The 15,916-nt window shown below is 72.2% G+C and carries 17 protein-coding genes; 6 read left to right on the top strand and 11 right to left on the bottom strand.

Annotated features, from left to right (window positions below):
- Positions 1-2: 2 nt before the first annotated feature.
- The 4 genes from DFJ66_RS24220 to DFJ66_RS24235 form a co-directional block, all read right to left on the bottom strand.
- Positions 3-1,178, bottom strand: a complete 1,176-nt coding sequence (locus tag DFJ66_RS24220; protein WP_121224062.1) for a sensor histidine kinase — start codon at positions 1,176-1,178, stop codon at positions 3-5.
- Between the two features lie 319 nt (positions 1,179-1,497).
- Entirely contained in the window at positions 1,498-2,619 is a 1,122-nt protein-coding gene (locus DFJ66_RS24225) for a nitric oxide synthase oxygenase (RefSeq protein WP_246029885.1), read from the bottom strand.
- 145 nt (positions 2,620-2,764) lie between these two features.
- Entirely contained in the window at positions 2,765-3,406 is a 642-nt protein-coding gene (trmB, locus tag DFJ66_RS24230; protein WP_246030240.1) for a tRNA (guanosine(46)-N7)-methyltransferase TrmB, read from the bottom strand.
- Positions 3,407-3,498: 92 nt separating this feature from the next.
- Positions 3,499-4,080, bottom strand: a complete 582-nt coding sequence (locus tag DFJ66_RS24235; RefSeq protein WP_121224066.1) for a hypothetical protein — start codon at positions 4,078-4,080, stop codon at positions 3,499-3,501.
- 236 nt (positions 4,081-4,316) lie between these two features.
- Between DFJ66_RS24235 and DFJ66_RS24240 the strand changes: the two genes are divergently transcribed.
- Entirely contained in the window at positions 4,317-5,525 is a 1,209-nt protein-coding gene (locus DFJ66_RS24240; RefSeq protein WP_121224068.1) for a S8 family serine peptidase, read from the top strand.
- A 19-nt stretch (positions 5,526-5,544) separates the two neighbouring features.
- Here DFJ66_RS24240 and DFJ66_RS24245 read toward each other — a convergent pair whose 3' ends face one another.
- From DFJ66_RS24245 to DFJ66_RS24255, 3 genes are all read right to left on the bottom strand, one after another.
- Positions 5,545-6,444, bottom strand: a complete 900-nt coding sequence (locus tag DFJ66_RS24245) for an ABC transporter ATP-binding protein (RefSeq protein WP_121224070.1) — start codon at positions 6,442-6,444, stop codon at positions 5,545-5,547.
- 140 nt (positions 6,445-6,584) lie between these two features.
- Positions 6,585-7,349 (bottom strand): hypothetical protein, encoded by a 765-nt coding sequence (locus DFJ66_RS24250; RefSeq protein WP_121224072.1) that lies wholly within the window; start codon positions 7,347-7,349, stop codon positions 6,585-6,587.
- A gap of 1 nt (position 7,350) precedes the next feature.
- Complete coding sequence (locus DFJ66_RS24255; RefSeq protein WP_121224074.1) at positions 7,351-8,265, bottom strand: ABC transporter ATP-binding protein; 915 nt, start codon at positions 8,263-8,265, stop codon at positions 7,351-7,353.
- Positions 8,266-8,481: 216 nt separating this feature from the next.
- On the opposite strand from DFJ66_RS24255, the gene DFJ66_RS24260 reads away from it, so the two are divergent.
- Positions 8,482-8,916: a PPOX class F420-dependent oxidoreductase gene (locus DFJ66_RS24260; protein ID WP_121224076.1), complete on the top strand. Its 435-nt coding sequence runs from the start codon at positions 8,482-8,484 to the stop codon at positions 8,914-8,916.
- A 62-nt stretch (positions 8,917-8,978) separates the two neighbouring features.
- Here DFJ66_RS24260 and DFJ66_RS24265 read toward each other — a convergent pair whose 3' ends face one another.
- Positions 8,979-9,890 carry a LysR family transcriptional regulator gene (locus tag DFJ66_RS24265; RefSeq protein WP_121224079.1) on the bottom strand — a complete coding sequence of 304 codons (912 nt, stop codon included), beginning with the start codon at positions 9,888-9,890 and terminating at the stop codon, positions 8,979-8,981.
- Positions 9,891-9,960: 70 nt separating this feature from the next.
- Here DFJ66_RS24265 and DFJ66_RS24270 point away from each other — a divergent pair, with 70 nt between their 5' ends.
- Positions 9,961-10,821 carry a dihydrodipicolinate synthase family protein gene (locus DFJ66_RS24270; RefSeq protein ID WP_121224081.1) on the top strand — a complete coding sequence of 287 codons (861 nt, stop codon included), beginning with the start codon at positions 9,961-9,963 and terminating at the stop codon, positions 10,819-10,821.
- A gap of 57 nt (positions 10,822-10,878) precedes the next feature.
- Here DFJ66_RS24270 and DFJ66_RS24275 read toward each other — a convergent pair whose 3' ends face one another.
- Positions 10,879-11,673 carry an HAD family hydrolase gene (locus tag DFJ66_RS24275; RefSeq protein ID WP_246029886.1) on the bottom strand — a complete coding sequence of 265 codons (795 nt, stop codon included), beginning with the start codon at positions 11,671-11,673 and terminating at the stop codon, positions 10,879-10,881.
- 49 nt (positions 11,674-11,722) lie between these two features.
- On the opposite strand from DFJ66_RS24275, the gene DFJ66_RS24280 reads away from it, so the two are divergent.
- The 3 genes from DFJ66_RS24280 (at position 11,723) to DFJ66_RS44460 (ending at position 13,960) form a co-directional block, all read left to right on the top strand.
- Positions 11,723-12,292 carry a TetR/AcrR family transcriptional regulator gene (locus DFJ66_RS24280; RefSeq protein ID WP_121224085.1) on the top strand — a complete coding sequence of 190 codons (570 nt, stop codon included), beginning with the start codon at positions 11,723-11,725 and terminating at the stop codon, positions 12,290-12,292.
- A complete protein-coding gene (locus DFJ66_RS24285; protein ID WP_121224087.1) occupies positions 12,293-13,201 on the top strand; it encodes an SDR family oxidoreductase in 909 nt (302 codons plus the stop codon).
- A 102-nt stretch (positions 13,202-13,303) separates the two neighbouring features.
- Entirely contained in the window at positions 13,304-13,960 is a 657-nt protein-coding gene (locus DFJ66_RS44460; protein WP_246029887.1) for an RlpA-like double-psi beta-barrel domain-containing protein, read from the top strand.
- A gap of 18 nt (positions 13,961-13,978) precedes the next feature.
- Here DFJ66_RS44460 and DFJ66_RS24295 read toward each other — a convergent pair whose 3' ends face one another.
- Both DFJ66_RS24295 and DFJ66_RS24300 read right to left on the bottom strand, forming a co-directional pair.
- Positions 13,979-14,635, bottom strand: coding sequence for a response regulator (locus DFJ66_RS24295; protein ID WP_121231663.1), 657 nt, complete (start codon positions 14,633-14,635; stop codon positions 13,979-13,981).
- A 10-nt stretch (positions 14,636-14,645) separates the two neighbouring features.
- Entirely contained in the window at positions 14,646-15,830 is a 1,185-nt protein-coding gene (locus DFJ66_RS24300; RefSeq protein WP_397556244.1) for a sensor histidine kinase, read from the bottom strand.
- Positions 15,831-15,916: the final 86 nt, after the last annotated feature.

The following is a 15,916-nucleotide window of genomic DNA, read 5'->3' on the forward strand; positions in this document are numbered from 1 at the left end:
CCTCACTCGGCGATGGGCAGTGCCGCGCGGACCTCCCAGCCACCGGACGCCCCCGGCCCGGCCGAGAACGTGCCGCCCAGCAGCTCGACCCGCTCCCGCATCCCGACCAGCCCGAACCCGCCGGACCCGCCCACCGGCGCCGCCTTGGCCGCCCGCCCGTCGTCCGCCACGACCACGTGCACGACCCCGCCGTCCACGGCCACCGAGACGTCCACCCGGGTCACGTCCTCGGCGTGCTTGCGCGTGTTGGTCAGCGACTCCTGCACCAGCCGCAGCACCGACCGGCCCAGCGACGGCGGCACCCCCGACGGCAGGTCCAGCGACAACCGCACCGGCTGCCCGGACTGCGCCACCACTTGCCGCACGTCGTCGGCCAGGTCGCTGGTCGCCGCCGGGGAGGCGTCGGAGGTCTCCGCGCCGCGCAGGGTGCCGACCAGCCGGCGCATCGCCGTCAGGGCCTCGTTGCCGCTCTGCGCGATGATCGGCAGCACCTCCTGCGCCGCCGCGGGCACCGCCTGCGCGGCTTGGGCGTGCACGACGATCCCGGTCACGTAGTGCGCCACCACGTCGTGCAGCTCCCGCGCCAGCGCCATCCGCTCGGCGTGCTGCGCGGCGGCCACCTCGGCGCGCAGCGTCGTGGCCCGCTCGCGGTCTCGCGCCCGGAAGTACAGGCCGGTGCCGACCGACAGCACCAGCAGGATCGAGCCGGCCAGGACCTGCTGCCAGAACGTCGGCCCGGCGTAGTCGACGTCGGAGTAGTACCGCCGCCAGAACGACGGGCGCAGCGGCTGGGTGAACCCCACCGCGAGGACGAGTGCCACGACGCCGACGAGCACGCGCGGCAACGACGCCTGCCGCACCAGGATGGCGACCAGCGCCATCGTGGCCGCGCCCTCGGACAGCGTCACACCGGACACCAGCACGGCCGGCCCGGCGGTTTCGTCCACCACGTCCAGCACGACCGACGACGCGACCAGCGCCGTGGCGGCGGCCAGGGCCGCGTCGAACGGCCGGCGGGGGGACAGGACGGCCAGCGCGCCGACCACGACCGATCCGGGCAGTTGCCACCAGGACGTGTAGTCGCTCAGCGTCTCGCTGCCGGTGAAGAAGAGCAGCGCGCACGCCAGCGGCCACTGGCGCTTGGCCAGGGTGCGCCAGCCGAGGTGAGTGCTGTCCACGGAACGTCACCGTAGGTCCTCGAGTCCGCCGGCGCGTCCTCCTCCGGTCGTGGAGGCGTGTCATCCGCGGGACTGACCCGAACGCGTGGCGAAATACCCCGGTGGCCGATGTCGGATGACGTTTTCGGGGGTGACTCTGGAAGGGCAGTCGGGGAAGTGGAGGAACGACATGTTCACGGTTGTGGCGACGTGGGCGGGTGCGCTGCTGGGGCTGTTGGTGCTGGTCCTGATGGCGATCGCGGGCGTGCTGGTCGATTCGCAGCGCTGAGGAGCCGGCCCTCGCGGTGTGCCGGTGGAGCGGTTTCGCGGCGCTGCGGGGTCAGCCCTCGGCGTGCCGGCGGAGCAGTTCGGCGAGGCGGCTCGGGGAATGCGGCCGGGTGGTTTCCACGGGCGTGCCGGAAAAGCGCGCGGGGCCGCCGGTGCGGGCGCGGCGGGCGGCGGAGGGTTCGAGGCGGAACGCGGGGCGGTTGCCCGACGCCCGCTGCCGGGAGCGCAGCCAGGACAGGCGGTGCAGCGACTCGGCGTGGTGGTCGGTGATGGTGACCTGGGCCAGGTCGAACGAGTGCAGCACGGCCCGGTTGAGCTCGACGACGGCGCGGTCGCGCCACAGCGTGCGCTCGGCGGAGGTGTCCAGGCCCAGCGCCTGCGCGACGGCCCGCGCGGCGCCGTACGCGCCCTCGTCGGCGAGGCTGCGGGTGCCGACCTCGGAGCCGACGAACCAGGTGTTGAACGGGGCGGCGGGGTAGGTGACGCCGCCGATGCACAGCTTCATGTTGGTGATCAGCGGCACGGCGTGCCAGCGCAGGCCCAGCGAGCCGAACCAGGGCAGTTCGGGGTGTTCCAGGCACACCTCGTGCACCACGTCCGGCGGGATGGTGAACAGCTTCGGCCCCTCGTGCGCGGTCTCCACGACCAGCGGCAGCACGTCGAACCGGCCTGGCGTCTCCGGTGGCCGCCACCCCATGCCCTGGACGGCGTCGGTGAACGCGGTGTAGCGCCGGTCGCCGGTGCCGTCGCCGTAGCCCGCGTAGCGGACGAGCTGCTCGTTCCAGATGCACGGGCCGGGCGCGGTGGGGGTGTCCGGGGCGAACACGGTGACCAGCGGGCGGATCTCGCCGCCGTTGGTGGCCAGCCGGAGGTGCTCCACGCACTCGCCCGCGACGGCGGCGGCGTTGCGGTAGCCGCGCAGGTCGCGCACCTTGAGCCGGCGCCACGGGACGCCGCTGGTGCACCAGCCGCTGTCGCGCAGGGCGATGCGGGTGCCGTAGGACAGCTCGGCGGTGGTGTGCCGGTAGGTGCCGGTCTCGGCGATCTCGTCGCGGACCTCGGTCAGGCGGGGTCCGACGGGTCCGGCCTCGGGGTGGGCGATGTGGAACATGCGGAGGAAGCCCTCCGCCGCGTCGATGTCGAGCGTTATCGGTTCGTTGTCTACGACGGTCACGGGCGGCAACCGTAGTTGCGGAACGACGTCACCCGTCACTGCCAGACGGGGCACATCGGGTGATCAACAGGACCCACTCGATGGGGTGACGAAACGACGGGCTGTCGCCGCTTCGACCACTCGATGACGTGCCTTTATTACACGGTCAGGTGGTCTCGATCCGGTCGAACATCAGGTCGTGGCTGACCCGATCCTCCTCGACGGCCCGCTGCTCGAACTTCGTCACCGGCCGCCACTCCGGCCGCGGCGCCCACCCGTCGTACCGGTTGCGCAGCAGCGGCTCGGCGGAGCACACCTCGAGCATCTGCTCGGCGTAGTGCTCCCAGTCCGTCGCAAGGTGCAGGGTCCCGCCCGGTGCCAACCGCGTGGCCACCAGGTGCACGAACTCCGGCTGCACCAGCCGGCGCTTGTGGTGCTTCTTCTTGGGCCACGGGTCGGGGAAGAAGATCCGCACGCCGCTCAGCGTGCCGGGCTCGACGTGCTCGGTGAGCAGGTCCACGGCGTCGCCGCGCAGCACCCGCAGGTTGGTGGCGCCCAGCGCCTCGGCGCGCATCAGCAGCTGCGCCAGGCCGGGCTTGTAGACCTCGACGGCCACGTAGTTGAGCTCCGGCGCGGCGGCGACCAGCTGCGCCGTCGTCTCGCCCATGCCGGAGCCGATCTCCAGCAGGACGGGGGCGTCGCGCTCGAACCACGCGGCGAAGTCCACGGGACCGGCCGGGAGCGCCTTGACCTCGCGGCCCAAGCGCTCCCAGTGGCGGTCCCATGCGCGCTGCTGCCCGACGGTCATCCGTTCACCGCGTTGCACGTAGCTGACGACGGAACGGTGGTGCGGCGGGCGCTGGCTGGACGTCACAGGCGCACAGCCTATGCAGCGACCGGTTACGCGATGTTCTCCAGGTCCTCGATCTGCTCACGCAGCGCGGCCGGCGTGAACGCGATCGGATGCCGTTGACCGGGACCCCGGTGCGCCGGCAGCAGGTCCACCCAGCCGGGGTGCCGGTCGGTGAACTGCACGGTCGTGGGCTCGGCGGGCCCGTAGACGCCGCTCTCGGACGGCACGAACTCCCAGTAGCCGACCTCGCCCTCGGCGGCCCACGGCACGAACACCCAGCCCGGCCGGTTCGCCAGCAGGTCGGTGACCTCGTCCTCGACGGCGAAGCCCGCGGCCCGGGACGGCAGCTTGCCGCGGTCCAGGGCCCGCAGCCACCACGGGGCCGGGGCGTCGGCGCCCACGGCCCGGAACAGCGCCAGCACCTGCTGCTCGTCGGCCCGGTGGATCCAGGCTCTCCGGCCTTGCGCGGGGGTGGTCGCGATGCCGACGCCGCCCGCGGGTTCGACCGCGTGCGACCATTCCAGTGCCATCATCGGTTCGACGCGAAGGGCGTGGTCGCGTTGCCGTGGCAGCTTCGTCGACCCGGCTGCCGACGAGTCGGCGTTCAGGTCCGGATCAAGCACCGTCACGGGTTCACCTCCGGAGGGTTCCTTGACGGGGGGTATCGGAATTCGCGTGCGGACGGTCGCCGCCTCACGATTCCCTGCTTTCCATCTGACCGGGTTCAGCCCTTCCTGTCATGGTGCTGTGCGGGAGTTCACGGGCTCTTAACGAACCCCTTACTCCGATTGCCGGGCGGAACTCCGTTGAAACATCTCGGACATGGAATATCGTTGTGACATCGACCACAGGGAGAAATAGCGCGATGCTCGCTCGGGTGTTGCTCGGCGCGATCGCGCTGGCGCTGTGCGTCCCGGTGCCGGCCCAGGCGCAGTCGATCCGGGACCAGCAGTGGCACCTCGACGCGCTGGGCGTGCCCAAGGCCCACGAGCACTCGCGCGGCAAGGGCGTGGTGGTGGCCGTGGTCGACTCCGGCGTGGACGACACCGCCCCCGACCTGGCCGGCGGCGCGGTGGTGCCGGGCGCCGGCTTCGGGACCGCGGCCGGCACGACGGGCACCCGGGACACCGACGGCCACGGCACCGCGATGGCCGCCCTGATCGCCGGGCGCGGGGTGTCCGGCGGCGCGTTGGGGGTGGCGCCCGAGGCCACGATCCTGCCCGTCTCGGTCGGCGCGGACGGCGAGAAGTTCACCACCACCGCGGTCGCCGAGGGCATCACGTGGGCCGTCGACCACGGCGCCGACGTGGTCAACCTGTCCCTGACATCGGAGGCCACCCTCACGCCCGACCTGCTGCGCGCGGTCAACCACGCCTTCGACCACGACGTCGTGGTGGTGGCAGGCACCGGCAACGACGGCGTCGAGCACATCGGCGCGCCCGCCAACATCCGCGGCGTCCTGGCCGTCGCCGGCACCGAGCGGGACCTGGTGCCGTGGAGCGATTCCAACACCGGCCCGGAAACCGTGCTCGCCGCGCCCGCGAAGGGCATCGTGTCCGCCGTGCCGAAGTCCGTCGTGGACACCGGGTACGCCGAGATGGACGGCACGTCCGCCGCGACCGCCCTGGTGTCCGGGGCGGCGGCCCTGGTGCGCGCCGCGTACCCGGACATGAACGCGGCCAGCGTGGTGAACCGCCTGATCACGACCGCCACCGACGCCGACGTGCCGGGCCGCGACGACGTCACCGGCTTCGGCCAGGTGGACCCGTTCGCGGCGATCACCGCGGACGTCGCCGACGTGGCCCGCAACCCCCTCGCCCCGGCTCCGCGCACCACCGCGGCCCCCGTCCCGTCCTCCGCCACGCCGGTCCGGGAACGCGCGCTGAACGGACCCGCGTGGAGCGGCGGCGCCCGCGCCGGTGTGGTGCTCGGCGGGCTGCTGGCGATTCTCGTCGGCGTCACCGTCACGGGCCTGCTGTTGTCCCGCGTCCGCCGCCCGGTCTCGCCGCCGCTGCCGCCCCGGGCGGAAATTCCACCGCCCCCGGAAGAATTCTGGAATCGCACCCGGTGGTGAATTCCGTCGACCGGTCGGACTAGTCGTGGGCGTGGTACTCGACGGATTCCTTCGTCAGCTGGATGAACGCTTCCTCCAGCGACCCGCGCTGCGGGCTGAGCTCGTGCAGTGTGATCCCGTTCGACGCGGCCAACTCGCCGATGCGCGCCGGTTCCACCCCGTGGACGACGAGCGAGCCGTCCCCGTCGGTCACCCGCGCGTCGCCGGGCAGCAGCGCGCGCAGCCGGTCCAGCTGGGGTGAGCGGACCTTCACCGCGTCCTCGGTGGCGTCCTGGATGAACCGCTCGGTGCTGGTCTGCGCGATGAGCCGCCCGCGCCCGATGACGATCAGGTCCTGCGCCGTCTGCGCCATCTCCGACAGCAGGTGGCTGGACACGAACACGGTCCGGCCCTGGTCGGCCAGCCGGTGCATGAACTGCCGGATCCACTGGATGCCCTCGGGGTCCAGGCCGTTGACCGGCTCGTCGAACAGCAGCACCTTCGGGTCGCCCAGCAACGCGCCCGCGATGCCCAGCCGCTGCGCCATGCCCAGCGAGAACCCGCCCGCCCGGCGCTTCGCGACCTGGGTGAGCCCGACCAGTTCGAGCACCTCGTCCACGCGCCGCGCCGGGATGCCGTTGGACCGGGCCAGCCACAGCAGGTGCGCCCGCGCGGACCGGTTGGGGTGCACCCACTTCGCGTCCAGCAGCGCGCCGACGGTGCCCAGCGGTCGGTGCAGCTCGTGGTAGGTCTTGCCGTCGATGAGGACCTTGCCGCGGGTCGGGCGGTCCAACCCGAGGACCATCCGCATGGTCGTGGACTTGCCCGCGCCGTTGGGGCCGAGGAACCCGGTGACGCGACCCGGCGCGACGGTGAACGACAGGTCGTCCACGGCGACGGTCTTGCCGTAGTGCTTGGTGAGTCCGGTCGCTTCGATCATGACAGCTCCTGTCCGATCCGCTCGTGACCATCCTGGACGGCGGAAGCCCGGGTCACCTCCCCGAAAGGCGACCCGAGCTTCCCCCTCTCCCCCTTGTCCTCGCCCGGTCGGCCCCGATTCCGGCCGGACGTGGTCGAACGTCAGGCGTCCCGGCGCTTGGCGACCACCAGGGACACGATGAAGAACGCCAGCGCGATGGCCGCGAAGTAGGCGAAGGAGCCCCACGGCGACAGCTCACCGGGCACCGGCGGACCGGCGTCCTGCGGCAGGGCGCCCGCGCCGTCGGCGTCGCCCAGCACGAACTTGTTGGCCACGGTGAACGGCAGCCACTTCTGGATGTCGTCGCCGATCTTGGGGATCAGCGTGACCAGGTTCTCCACCAGCAGCGCGAACACCAGGATGATCGACACCGCGCCGGCGGTCTGGCGGACCAGCGTGCCCACGCCCAGCGCCAGCAGCGAGCCGGCCGCGTAGACCAGCGAGATGCCCAGCACGTGCCGCCAGTCGTTCGCGCTCTCCAGCGCGAGCCGCGAGTGGTCGGACAGGATCAGCCAGCTGATACCCCACGAGCCGAACCCGACGAGCACGCCGATCACCGCGGACAGCAGCGCCACCACGACACCCTTGGCGACCAGCGGCGAGATCCGGTCCGGCACCGCCTGGAACGTGGCCTTGATCGTCCCGAACCGGTACTCGGTGGTGATCGCCAGCGCGGCCATCACCATGACCACCATCAGGCCGAACTGGTGCATGAAAGCCGTCGCGACCACCGGCATCGCGCCCTCGGTGGAGTTGGCCGCGATGATCGCCGTGAACCCGATGGGCAGGGCCAGCGCGAGGAGTCCCGACCACCACGGCGAGCGGGTGGAGAACAGCTTGATCCGTTCAACTGCGAGGAGGGTCATGTCACTTTCCCGTCTCGGCCGCGTGGTACTCGACAGAATCACCGGTGAGCTGCATGAACGCCTCTTCCAGCGAACCCCGCTGGGGGCTGAGCTCGTGCAGCACCACGCCGGCGGACGCGGCGATGTCACCGATCTGGTCACTGGATGCACCCGACACGGTGAGCGCCCCGTCCTCGCCCTCGCGGACGGTGAACCCCTTGTCCAGCAGCATCGCGCCGAGCTTGTCGGCGTGCGGGCTGCGCACCCGCACCGTGTTCTCGGTCGAGCGCTCGACGAACTCCGTGGTGGACGACTGCGAGATGAGCTTGCCGCGGCCGATCACGACCAGGTCGGACGCGGTCAGCGCCATCTCCGACAGCAGGTGGCTGGACACCAGCACGGTGCGGCCCTCGGCGGCCAGGCCCTGCATGAACTGGCGGATCCAGAGGATGCCCTCCGGGTCCAGGCCGTTGACCGGCTCGTCGAACAGCAGCACCTTCGGGTCGCCCAGCAACGCGCCCGCGATCCCCAGCCGCTGCGACATGCCCAGCGAGAACCCGCCCGCGCGGCGCTTGGCGACCTTGGTCAGGCCGACCAGGTCCAGCACCTCGTCCACGCGCTGGGAGGGCAGGCCGTTGGACTTGGCCAGCCACTCCAGGTGGGCGCGGGCGGACCGGTTGGGGTGCACCCACTTGGCGTCCAGCAGGGCGCCGACGGTCCGAAGTGGACGGTCGAGCTGGGTGTAGGGCTTGCCGTCGATGAGCACCTTGCCGGAGGTCGGCCGGTCCAGGCCGAGGATCATCCGCATGGTGGTCGACTTGCCGGCGCCGTTGGGCCCGAGGAACCCGGTGACGCGACCCGGCGCGACGGTGAACGACAAGTCGTCCACCGCCACCGTGTTCCCGTAGCGCTTGGTGAGGCCGATCGCCTCGATCATGACTTCTCCCCTGGAGCGGCGGGCACATCCCCCGATCTCGGCGAGAACTCTGCCCGGTCCAGGGGTACGACCACATCGGTCTGTAGTTGACTCGTGGGTGCGACTTCAGTCTTATCGTGGCCGCTACCTCGGTTGCAGCAATCCGTGATCACCCTGAGTGCTGCCCTGAGTCGGCACCCCGTCGTCCTCGGGGACGGGTACCCCTACGGTGGGCCCATGGGTTACACCGACGCCCCCGATGGCTGGTGGCGCGAGTTCATCGCCGCCACCCCACCCCGCACCGCGAAGCTGGCGGTCGTGCGCAAGGACGGCGCACCCCACGTGTCCCCCGTCTGGGTGGACCTGGACGGCAGCACCGTCGTCTTCACCACCCACCTCGACTCGGTGAAGGGCCGAGCCCTCCTCCGCGACGGCCGGCTGTCCCTGTGCCTGGACGACGAGAACCCGCCGTTCCACTTCGTCACCATCTCGGGTCGGGCGGAGATCGTGGACGACCCCGAACAGGTCCGCTACTGGGCGGGCCGGATCGGCGGCCGGTACATGGGCGCGGCACGGGCGAACGAGTACGCGGAGCGCAACGGGGTGCCGAACGAGGTCGTCGTCCGGGTCCGGGAACCGAAGATCGTGGCCAAGGTCGCCATCGCGGATTAGGAGGCCCCGCAGGTCTTCCGGTGCGCGCGGGACATCGCACGCGTACCGCTGGGGCTGACGACCTACCGCTCCGGAGGTACGTCCGGTGACGGCAACGCGTCCTGCGATGCCAGCAGGGCCGCGACGCAGGCGGCGATCGCCGGGTGACCGCCCCCGCCCCGACGGTAGGCGATGGCGGTCCGGCGGCACACCTCCAACGGCACCAGCCGCACCCCCGCACACGGTTGCGCGGCACCCAGCTCCGGCACCAGCGCCACCCCCTGACCTGCCGCGACCAGCGCCAACACCGCCGTGAAGTCGTCCACGTGGTGCCGTACGCGCGGGGTGAAGCCGTGTGCCTCGCACACGCGGGTCGCCACGGTGTGGCACAGCGTCCCCGGTGTGCCGGCCACCCACGCCGCCTCCCGCGCGTCGGCCACCGGTGTCGGACCGGTCTCGAACGACGTGGGCACGGCCAGGAACACCGTCTCGTCCAGCAGGGGCACGGAGTCCAGCCCGGGGTCGGGCGCGACCGGCGCGATGTCGTAGTCGTGCACCAGCGCCACGTCCAGCCGGCCGTCGCGCAGCGCGTCGGGCATCTCGACCGGGTCCAGTTCGCTCACCATGAGGTCCAGCGCGGGGTGGTCGCGGGCCAGCGCCACCAGGGCGGCGGGCAGCAGCGTCCGCACGGCCGTGGGGAACGCGCCGATCCGGACGGTCCCGGACACGCCTGCGCGGGCCGCCGACAGCGTCGCCGACGCCGTCTCCAGGGTCGCCAGGATGGTCTCGGTGTGGCGGACCAGCTCCGTGCCGGCCGGGGTGAGCGTCACCCGGCGGCCGGTGTGCTCCAGCAGGGGCACGCCCGCTTCGCGTTGCAGCGCCGCCAATTGCTGGGAGACTGCGGAGGGTGTGTAGGCATGAGCTTGAGCGACCGCCGCGATCGTGCCCAGGTGGGCGAGGTCGCGGAGCAGGCGCAGGCGGCGGACGTCGAGCATCAGGTGAGCTTACGTTTTCGTTGAGGAACGCGAACTGGTGCTACACGGTCACCGGCCGCATCCTGATGCCATGCTGACCGGTCTGTTCGTCCCGCTGATCACCCCGTTCGACCGCGAGGACCGCGTGGCCCTCGACGCCCTGGAGGCCCTGGCCGACCAGGTGCTCGCGGACGGGGCGACGGGCCTGGTGGCCCTGGGCACGACCGGCGAGCCCGGCGCCCTGACCCCCGCCGAGCAGCGGGCCGTGCTCAACCTCACCGCCCGCGTGTGCCACGAGCGCGGTGCCCAGCTCCTGATCGGCGCGAACACGCCCGAGGCCCTGCGCGACGCCGCCGGCCGGGGCGCGACCGCCGCGCTGACCCTCGTGCCGCCGTTCCTGCGGCCGGGCGAGGAGGGCGTGGTCGCCTACTTCACCAAGGTCGCCGCCGAGAGCCCGGTGCCGCTGGTGGTCTACGACATCCCCTACCGCACCGGCCAGCACCTGTCGGCCGCCACCCTGCGCCGGCTCGCCGCGCTGCCGAACGTGATCGGCGTCAAGCACGCCCCCGGCGGCGTCACCGACGACACCGTGGACCTGCTGGCCGACCCGCCCGCCGGCTTCGCGGTCCTGGGCGGCGAGGACGCGTTCCTCTCACCGGTGCTCGCCCTCGGCGGCCACGGCGGCATCCTGGCCTCCGCGCACGTCGCCACCGCTCGGTTCGTCGAGCTGATCCAGGCGTGGGAGAAGGGCGACACGACCACCATCCGCGCGTTGACCGGCCCGTTGAGCGCGTTGTCGCGGGCGTTGTTCGCCGAGCCGAACCCGACCGTGGTCAAGGGCGTGCTGCACGCGGAGGGGCGCATCCCCACCGCCGAGGTCCGGCTGCCACTGCTGCCCGCGAGCCCGGCGCACGTCGAGGAGGCCATGCGCCGCGCTACCGCCCTGAGCTGACCGCGCACCGCCCCGGGCGGCGGTCCCGATGGGGAGACCTTCCGGCGGGGCTGAGGCTCAGGCGGCGAACCACTGGTCCAGGACGGCTGCCGCGCCGTCCTCCAGCACGGTCCCGGTCACGGCGTCCGCGACCTCTTGCACGGTCGCCGGCGCCTGGCCCATCGCCACGCCGTGCGCGGCCCAGCGGAGCATTTCCACGTCGTTGTGCCCGTCGCCGATGGCCAGCGTGTCGGACTCCGCGACGCCCAGCCGCACGCGCAGCTCCTCCAGTGCCGAGCCCTTGCTGACGCCCGAAGGGGCGACGGTCACCCACGGGTCGTCGTGGTCGACGTACCAGGTGATGCCGTCCAGTTCGGTGCCGGCCAGGCGCAGTGCCACCTCCTCCGGCGTGTGGTCGTTCCACCGCATGACCAGCCGGGACGTGGGTTCGGCGGTCAGGCCGGCGAAGTCGACCTCGCGCAGTTCGCCCCACAGGTAGCCGGTCGGGAACCGGCCCATCGCGAGGTTGCCCTCGCCGGTCACCTCGGCGGCGAACACCGCGCCGGGGAACAGGTCCATCAGCAGTTCGACGGCGGGGGCCGGGTCGAAGTCGATCTTGCGCAGCACCGTGCGGGACGTCGTGTCCCACCACACCGCGCCGTTGGAGCAGATCGCGACCGTGCCGCGCAGGTCGAGGTCCTCGACGACGGGGCGGGTGCCGATGAGGCTGCGGCCGGTGGACAGGACCACGTGGGAGCCGTGGTCCACGGCCCGGTGGATCGCCGCGCGCACGGCCGGGGCGATCTCCTCCGTGCCCACGCGGGTGATGGTGCCGTCGATGTCCAGGGCGATGAGGCTGGGTCTCCAGGTCACTGGGGAAACCCTAATGGACGCCATTAATGAACCGTGGTTCAATAATGGCGTGCCACGACCGCAGACCATCACCGACGAACGGCTGCTCACCGCCACCGGGACCGTCATCGGCCGCAAAGGACCGGGGTTCACCATCGCCGACGTGGCCAAGGAGGCCGGGGTGTCGGTCGGCACGGTCGCGCAGCGGTTCGGGTCCAAGAGCGGCCTGCTCCAGGCGCTGACCAGGCAGGCCATCGCGGACGTCGAGCGGCGCATGCGCGAGGCCGCCGCCGGGCACGAGCCCGTGGACGGGCTGCGGCGGGCGCTGCTGACGTGGTTCGAGGGCATGACCGACCCGGTCGAGGCGGGCAACCACCTGGCGCAGCTCGGCGTGGACCTGATCGACCCGGAGCTGCGGGCGCTGCTCGCCGAGCACTACGCGGCGACCGAGCGCACGGTGCTCGACCTGGTGCGCGCCGCGGACCTGCCGCACGCGCCCGGTCCGGAACGGGCGGCGCGGGTGCTCACGGTGGTGGTCTACGGGGTCTCGATGGACTGGTCGGTCCGGCCGCGCGGCGCGCTGGCCGACCGGCTGGCCGAGGACGTGGACGCGGTGCTGGACGCGTGGAAGGGGAGATGAATGTCGTTGGAGGGCAAGGTCGCGGCGGTCACGGGGGCGACGCGCGGCGCGGGTCGGGCCATCGCGGTGGAACTGGGGGCGAAGGGCGCGACGGTGTTCGTCGGCGGGCGGTCCACGCGGGCCGGCCGGTCGCCCATCGGGCGGGACGAGACGATCGAGGAGACCGCCGAGCTGGTCACCGCGGCGGGCGGCCGGGGCATCCCGGTGCGCTGCGACTTCACGGTGGTCGAGGACGTGGACGCCTTCCGCGACCGCATCGAGTCCGAAGTGGACGGACAACTCGACGTCCTGGTCGACGACGTGTGGGGCGGTGAGCACGCCGTCGAGTTCAAGCCGTTCTGGGAGGTGGACCTGGAGAAGCAGCTCGGCATGTGGCACAACGGCGTGCGCGCGCACCTGGTCGCGCTGCACCGGCTGGTGCCGCTGGTGATCCGCAAGCCGGGCGGCCTGGTCGTCGAGGTCACCGACGGGGACGACGACGAGTACTACTCCGGCATGCTGGCCTACGACTCGGTGAAGATCGCCGTCCGGCGGATGGGTCGCGTGCTGGCCAAGGACATCGGCAAGCACGGCGCCACCTCGGTCGCCGTCACACCGGGGTTCCTGCGCTCGGAGGAGATGCTGGCGCACCTCGGCGTCACCGAGGACAACTGGCGGGACGCGGTGGCCGGTGACCCCCACTTCGCGATGTCCGAGACCCCGCACTACGTCGGCCGGGCGATCGCCGCGCTGGCCGCCGACCCGGACCGCCACCGGTTCACCGGACAGGCGCTCGCGTCCTGGACCCTCATGCGCGAGTACGGGTTCACCGACCTCGACGGCACCCAGCCGGACTGGGGGCGCTGGTTCGACGACGTGGTCAAGCCGGGCTTGGACCCCGCGACCGTCGACGCCTCGAAGTACCGCTGACCTGCGGTGGAGGCACCTTAGGGGTGCAGCACGGCCCCTATTGGCTGAACCACCGCGTTCCGCGGGTCCGTACGGCTCAGCAGGTCACGAAGGGAGAACCTGATGAGCCGCAGGATGCCAGACCAAGGCCGCGCTCGGCGGTGGACCATCGCGGCGGGACTCGTCGCGGTGGTCGCCGCCGGCGCGGGCACCGCGCTCGCCGTCACCGGCGGCGGGTCGGCGCGGGCCGTGTGCCAGGGCCAGGCGTTGACGTTCTCCGCCGAGGGCGGTGCGCCCGGGATCACGAGCAACCAGTTCCCGGCCGGCACCCGGCTCCGCGTCACCAACCTCGACAACGGCAAGTCCGCGACCCTGCCGGTGGTGGGCGTGTCGGGCAGTTGCGCGCTGTTGAACAACGCGGCCATGGAGCAGCTCCGCGAGCCCGGCAAGAACCTGATCCGCCGCAACACCGTCGAGGTCGTCTCCAACGGGAACGCGAGCAGTCCCACGACCACCAAGGCCCAAGCCGCGAGCGGTCGTCAGGTGTGCACCGGCAGCACGGTCACCCTGTCCGGGGACGGCGGCGCGCCGGGCGCCACCAGCAACCAGTTCCCGGTCGGCACCCAGCTCAAGATCACCAACCTGGACAACGGCAAGTCCACCACGGTCCCGGTCGTCGGCCCCTCGGGCAGCTGCGCCCTGCTGAACAACGCCGCCTTCGAGCAGGTCCGCGAGCCCGGCAAGTTCCTCATCCGCCGGGCGCTCGTCGAGCGGGTGTGACGGCGGCGTCCGGCCCGGTCAGACGTCGCCGGGCCGGACCAGCCCGGTCTCGTAGGCCAGCACCACGGCCTGCACCCGGTCCCGCAGGTCCAGCTTCGCCAGGATGCGCCCCACGTGCGTCTTCACCGTCGCCTCGGACAGGAACAGCTTGCGCGCGATCTCGGTGTTGGACAGGCCCTTGGCGATGAGCACCAGCACCTCCCGCTCGCGCTCGGTCAGCACCTCCAGCACCGACGCGTCCCGCAGCTCGCCGCCGCCCTCGCCGAGGAACCGGCTCAGCAGCCGCTTGGTCACCGAGGGCGAGACGACCGCGTCCCCGGAGGCCACCGCCCGCAGCGCCGACACCAGGTCGCCGGGCGGGGTGTCCTTGAGCAGGAAGCCGGAAGCGCCGTTGCGCAGCGCCGACAACGCGTACTCGTCCATGTCGAAGGTGGTCATGACCAGCACCTTCCCGGTGCCCGCCTCGGTGATCCGCTTGGTCGCCTCGACCCCGTCCAGCACCGGCATCCGCACGTCCATCAGCACCACGTCCGGCTTCAGCGAGGCCGCCAGGTGCACGGCGTCGAGACCGTCGCCGGCCTCGCCCACCACGTCGATGTCCTCCTGTGCGCCGAGCACCATGCGAAAGCCCATCCGCATGAGTTCCTGGTCGTCCACAAGCAGTACTCGGATCACGTCCCCCACCCTATGACGGCACCACCGGCAGCACGGCTCGGACGCGCCAGCCACCGCCGGGGTTCGGACCGGCCTCCAACGTGCCACCCAGCACGCCGGCCCGCTCCCGCATGCCGATCAACCCGTTGCCGCCGGACACCGCGACCAGGTCGTGCGGCGTGCCGAACCCGTCGTCCACGACCTCCAGCGCCACGTGCTCGCCCGCGCGGGCGATCCGCACGACGGCCGACGCGCCGGTGCCGGCGTGCTTGAGCGTGTTGGTCAGCGCCTCCTGCACGATCCGGTACAGGCCGAGGCCGAGGCCGGCGGGCAGGTCGCCCAGGTCGCCGGAGGTCTCCAGCCGCACCGGCAGCCCGGCCGCGCGCAGGTTCTCGGCGAGGTCGGCGAGGTCGGCGGCACCGGGCTGCGGTGCCCACTGCGTGCCCGACTGGTCCTCCTGCCGCAGCACGCCCAGCAGCCGGCGCAGCTCGGTCAGCGCCTGCCGGCCGGTCTCGGCGATGGTCCGCACGGCGGCCTCGGCCAGCTCGGGCTGCGACTTGATCGCGTAGCCGGCCCCGTCCGCCTGGACGACCATCACGGACACCGCGTGCGCCACCACGTCGTGCAGCTCCCGCGCGATCCGCGACCGCTCCTCGCCCACCGCGATCCGCGCCTGCTGGTCCCGCTCGGTCTCCAGCAGCTTGAGCCGCTGCTCCAGTTCCCGCTGGTAGGCGCGGCGGGCCCCGACGAACTCGCCGAGCGCCCAGCTGAACCCGAAGATCACGACGATCAGGAAGACCAGGAACACGGCCTCGGCCACGGGACCGACCCGCACCACCGCCCACACGACCGTGCCCAGCGCCAGCCACCCGGCGTAGAGCAGCGCCGGTTTGCGCCCGACGAACGCCACCATCGTGTACAGCGCGACCGCCAGCGCGAAGTCCGCGGGCCGCACGGCGAGACCGGTGGCGAGGTCGCCGTGGGTGATCAGCTGGATGACCCCGCCGCCGAGGATCGTGTAGCTGGAGCCGACCGGGTACTTGCGCCGGAACGCCACGGGCAGGACCAGCAGCAGCCCGACGAAGAACAACGTGGGCGGCGACACGACGTCGCTGTAGGAGACCATCGCGCCGAGGTCGAACAACAGCAGCAGCCCGGCGATCAGGGAGTCCCCGAACACCGGGTGAGCACGCATCCACAGGCTCAGCCGCCGCACGCCACCAGCGTAGGGAGAGGTCAGACCGAACGCGTCGCGCCACGGTCTGACCTCTGGCTAATCCTCAGGGCTGAGGTGGGCGGCCG

Origin of the sequence: Saccharothrix variisporea (genome assembly GCF_003634995.1) — a bacterium.
Taxonomy (GTDB): Bacteria; Actinomycetota; Actinomycetes; order Mycobacteriales; family Pseudonocardiaceae; genus Actinosynnema; species Actinosynnema variisporeum.

Bases quoted from the DNA above. Each gene is read 5' to 3' on its own strand.
- trmB (WP_246030240.1), bottom strand. From the start codon at position 3,406: ATGACCGTCGGGCAGCAGCGCGCATGGGACCGCCACTGGGAGCGCTTG.
- DFJ66_RS24240 (WP_121224068.1), top strand. From the start codon at position 4,317: ATGCTCGCTCGGGTGTTGCTCGGCGCGATCGCGCTGGCGCTGTGCGTC.
- DFJ66_RS24245 (WP_121224070.1), bottom strand. From the start codon at position 6,444: ATGATCGAAGCGACCGGACTCACCAAGCACTACGGCAAGACCGTCGCC.
- DFJ66_RS24250 (WP_121224072.1), bottom strand. From the start codon at position 7,349: ATGACCCTCCTCGCAGTTGAACGGATCAAGCTGTTCTCCACCCGCTCG.
- DFJ66_RS24255 (WP_121224074.1), bottom strand. From the start codon at position 8,265: ATGATCGAGGCGATCGGCCTCACCAAGCGCTACGGGAACACGGTGGCG.
- DFJ66_RS24260 (WP_121224076.1), top strand. From the start codon at position 8,482: ATGGGTTACACCGACGCCCCCGATGGCTGGTGGCGCGAGTTCATCGCC.
- DFJ66_RS24265 (WP_121224079.1), bottom strand. From the start codon at position 9,890: ATGCTCGACGTCCGCCGCCTGCGCCTGCTCCGCGACCTCGCCCACCTG.
- DFJ66_RS24270 (WP_121224081.1), top strand. From the start codon at position 9,961: ATGCTGACCGGTCTGTTCGTCCCGCTGATCACCCCGTTCGACCGCGAG.
- DFJ66_RS24285 (WP_121224087.1), top strand. From the start codon at position 12,293: ATGTCGTTGGAGGGCAAGGTCGCGGCGGTCACGGGGGCGACGCGCGGC.
- DFJ66_RS44460 (WP_246029887.1), top strand. From the start codon at position 13,304: ATGAGCCGCAGGATGCCAGACCAAGGCCGCGCTCGGCGGTGGACCATC.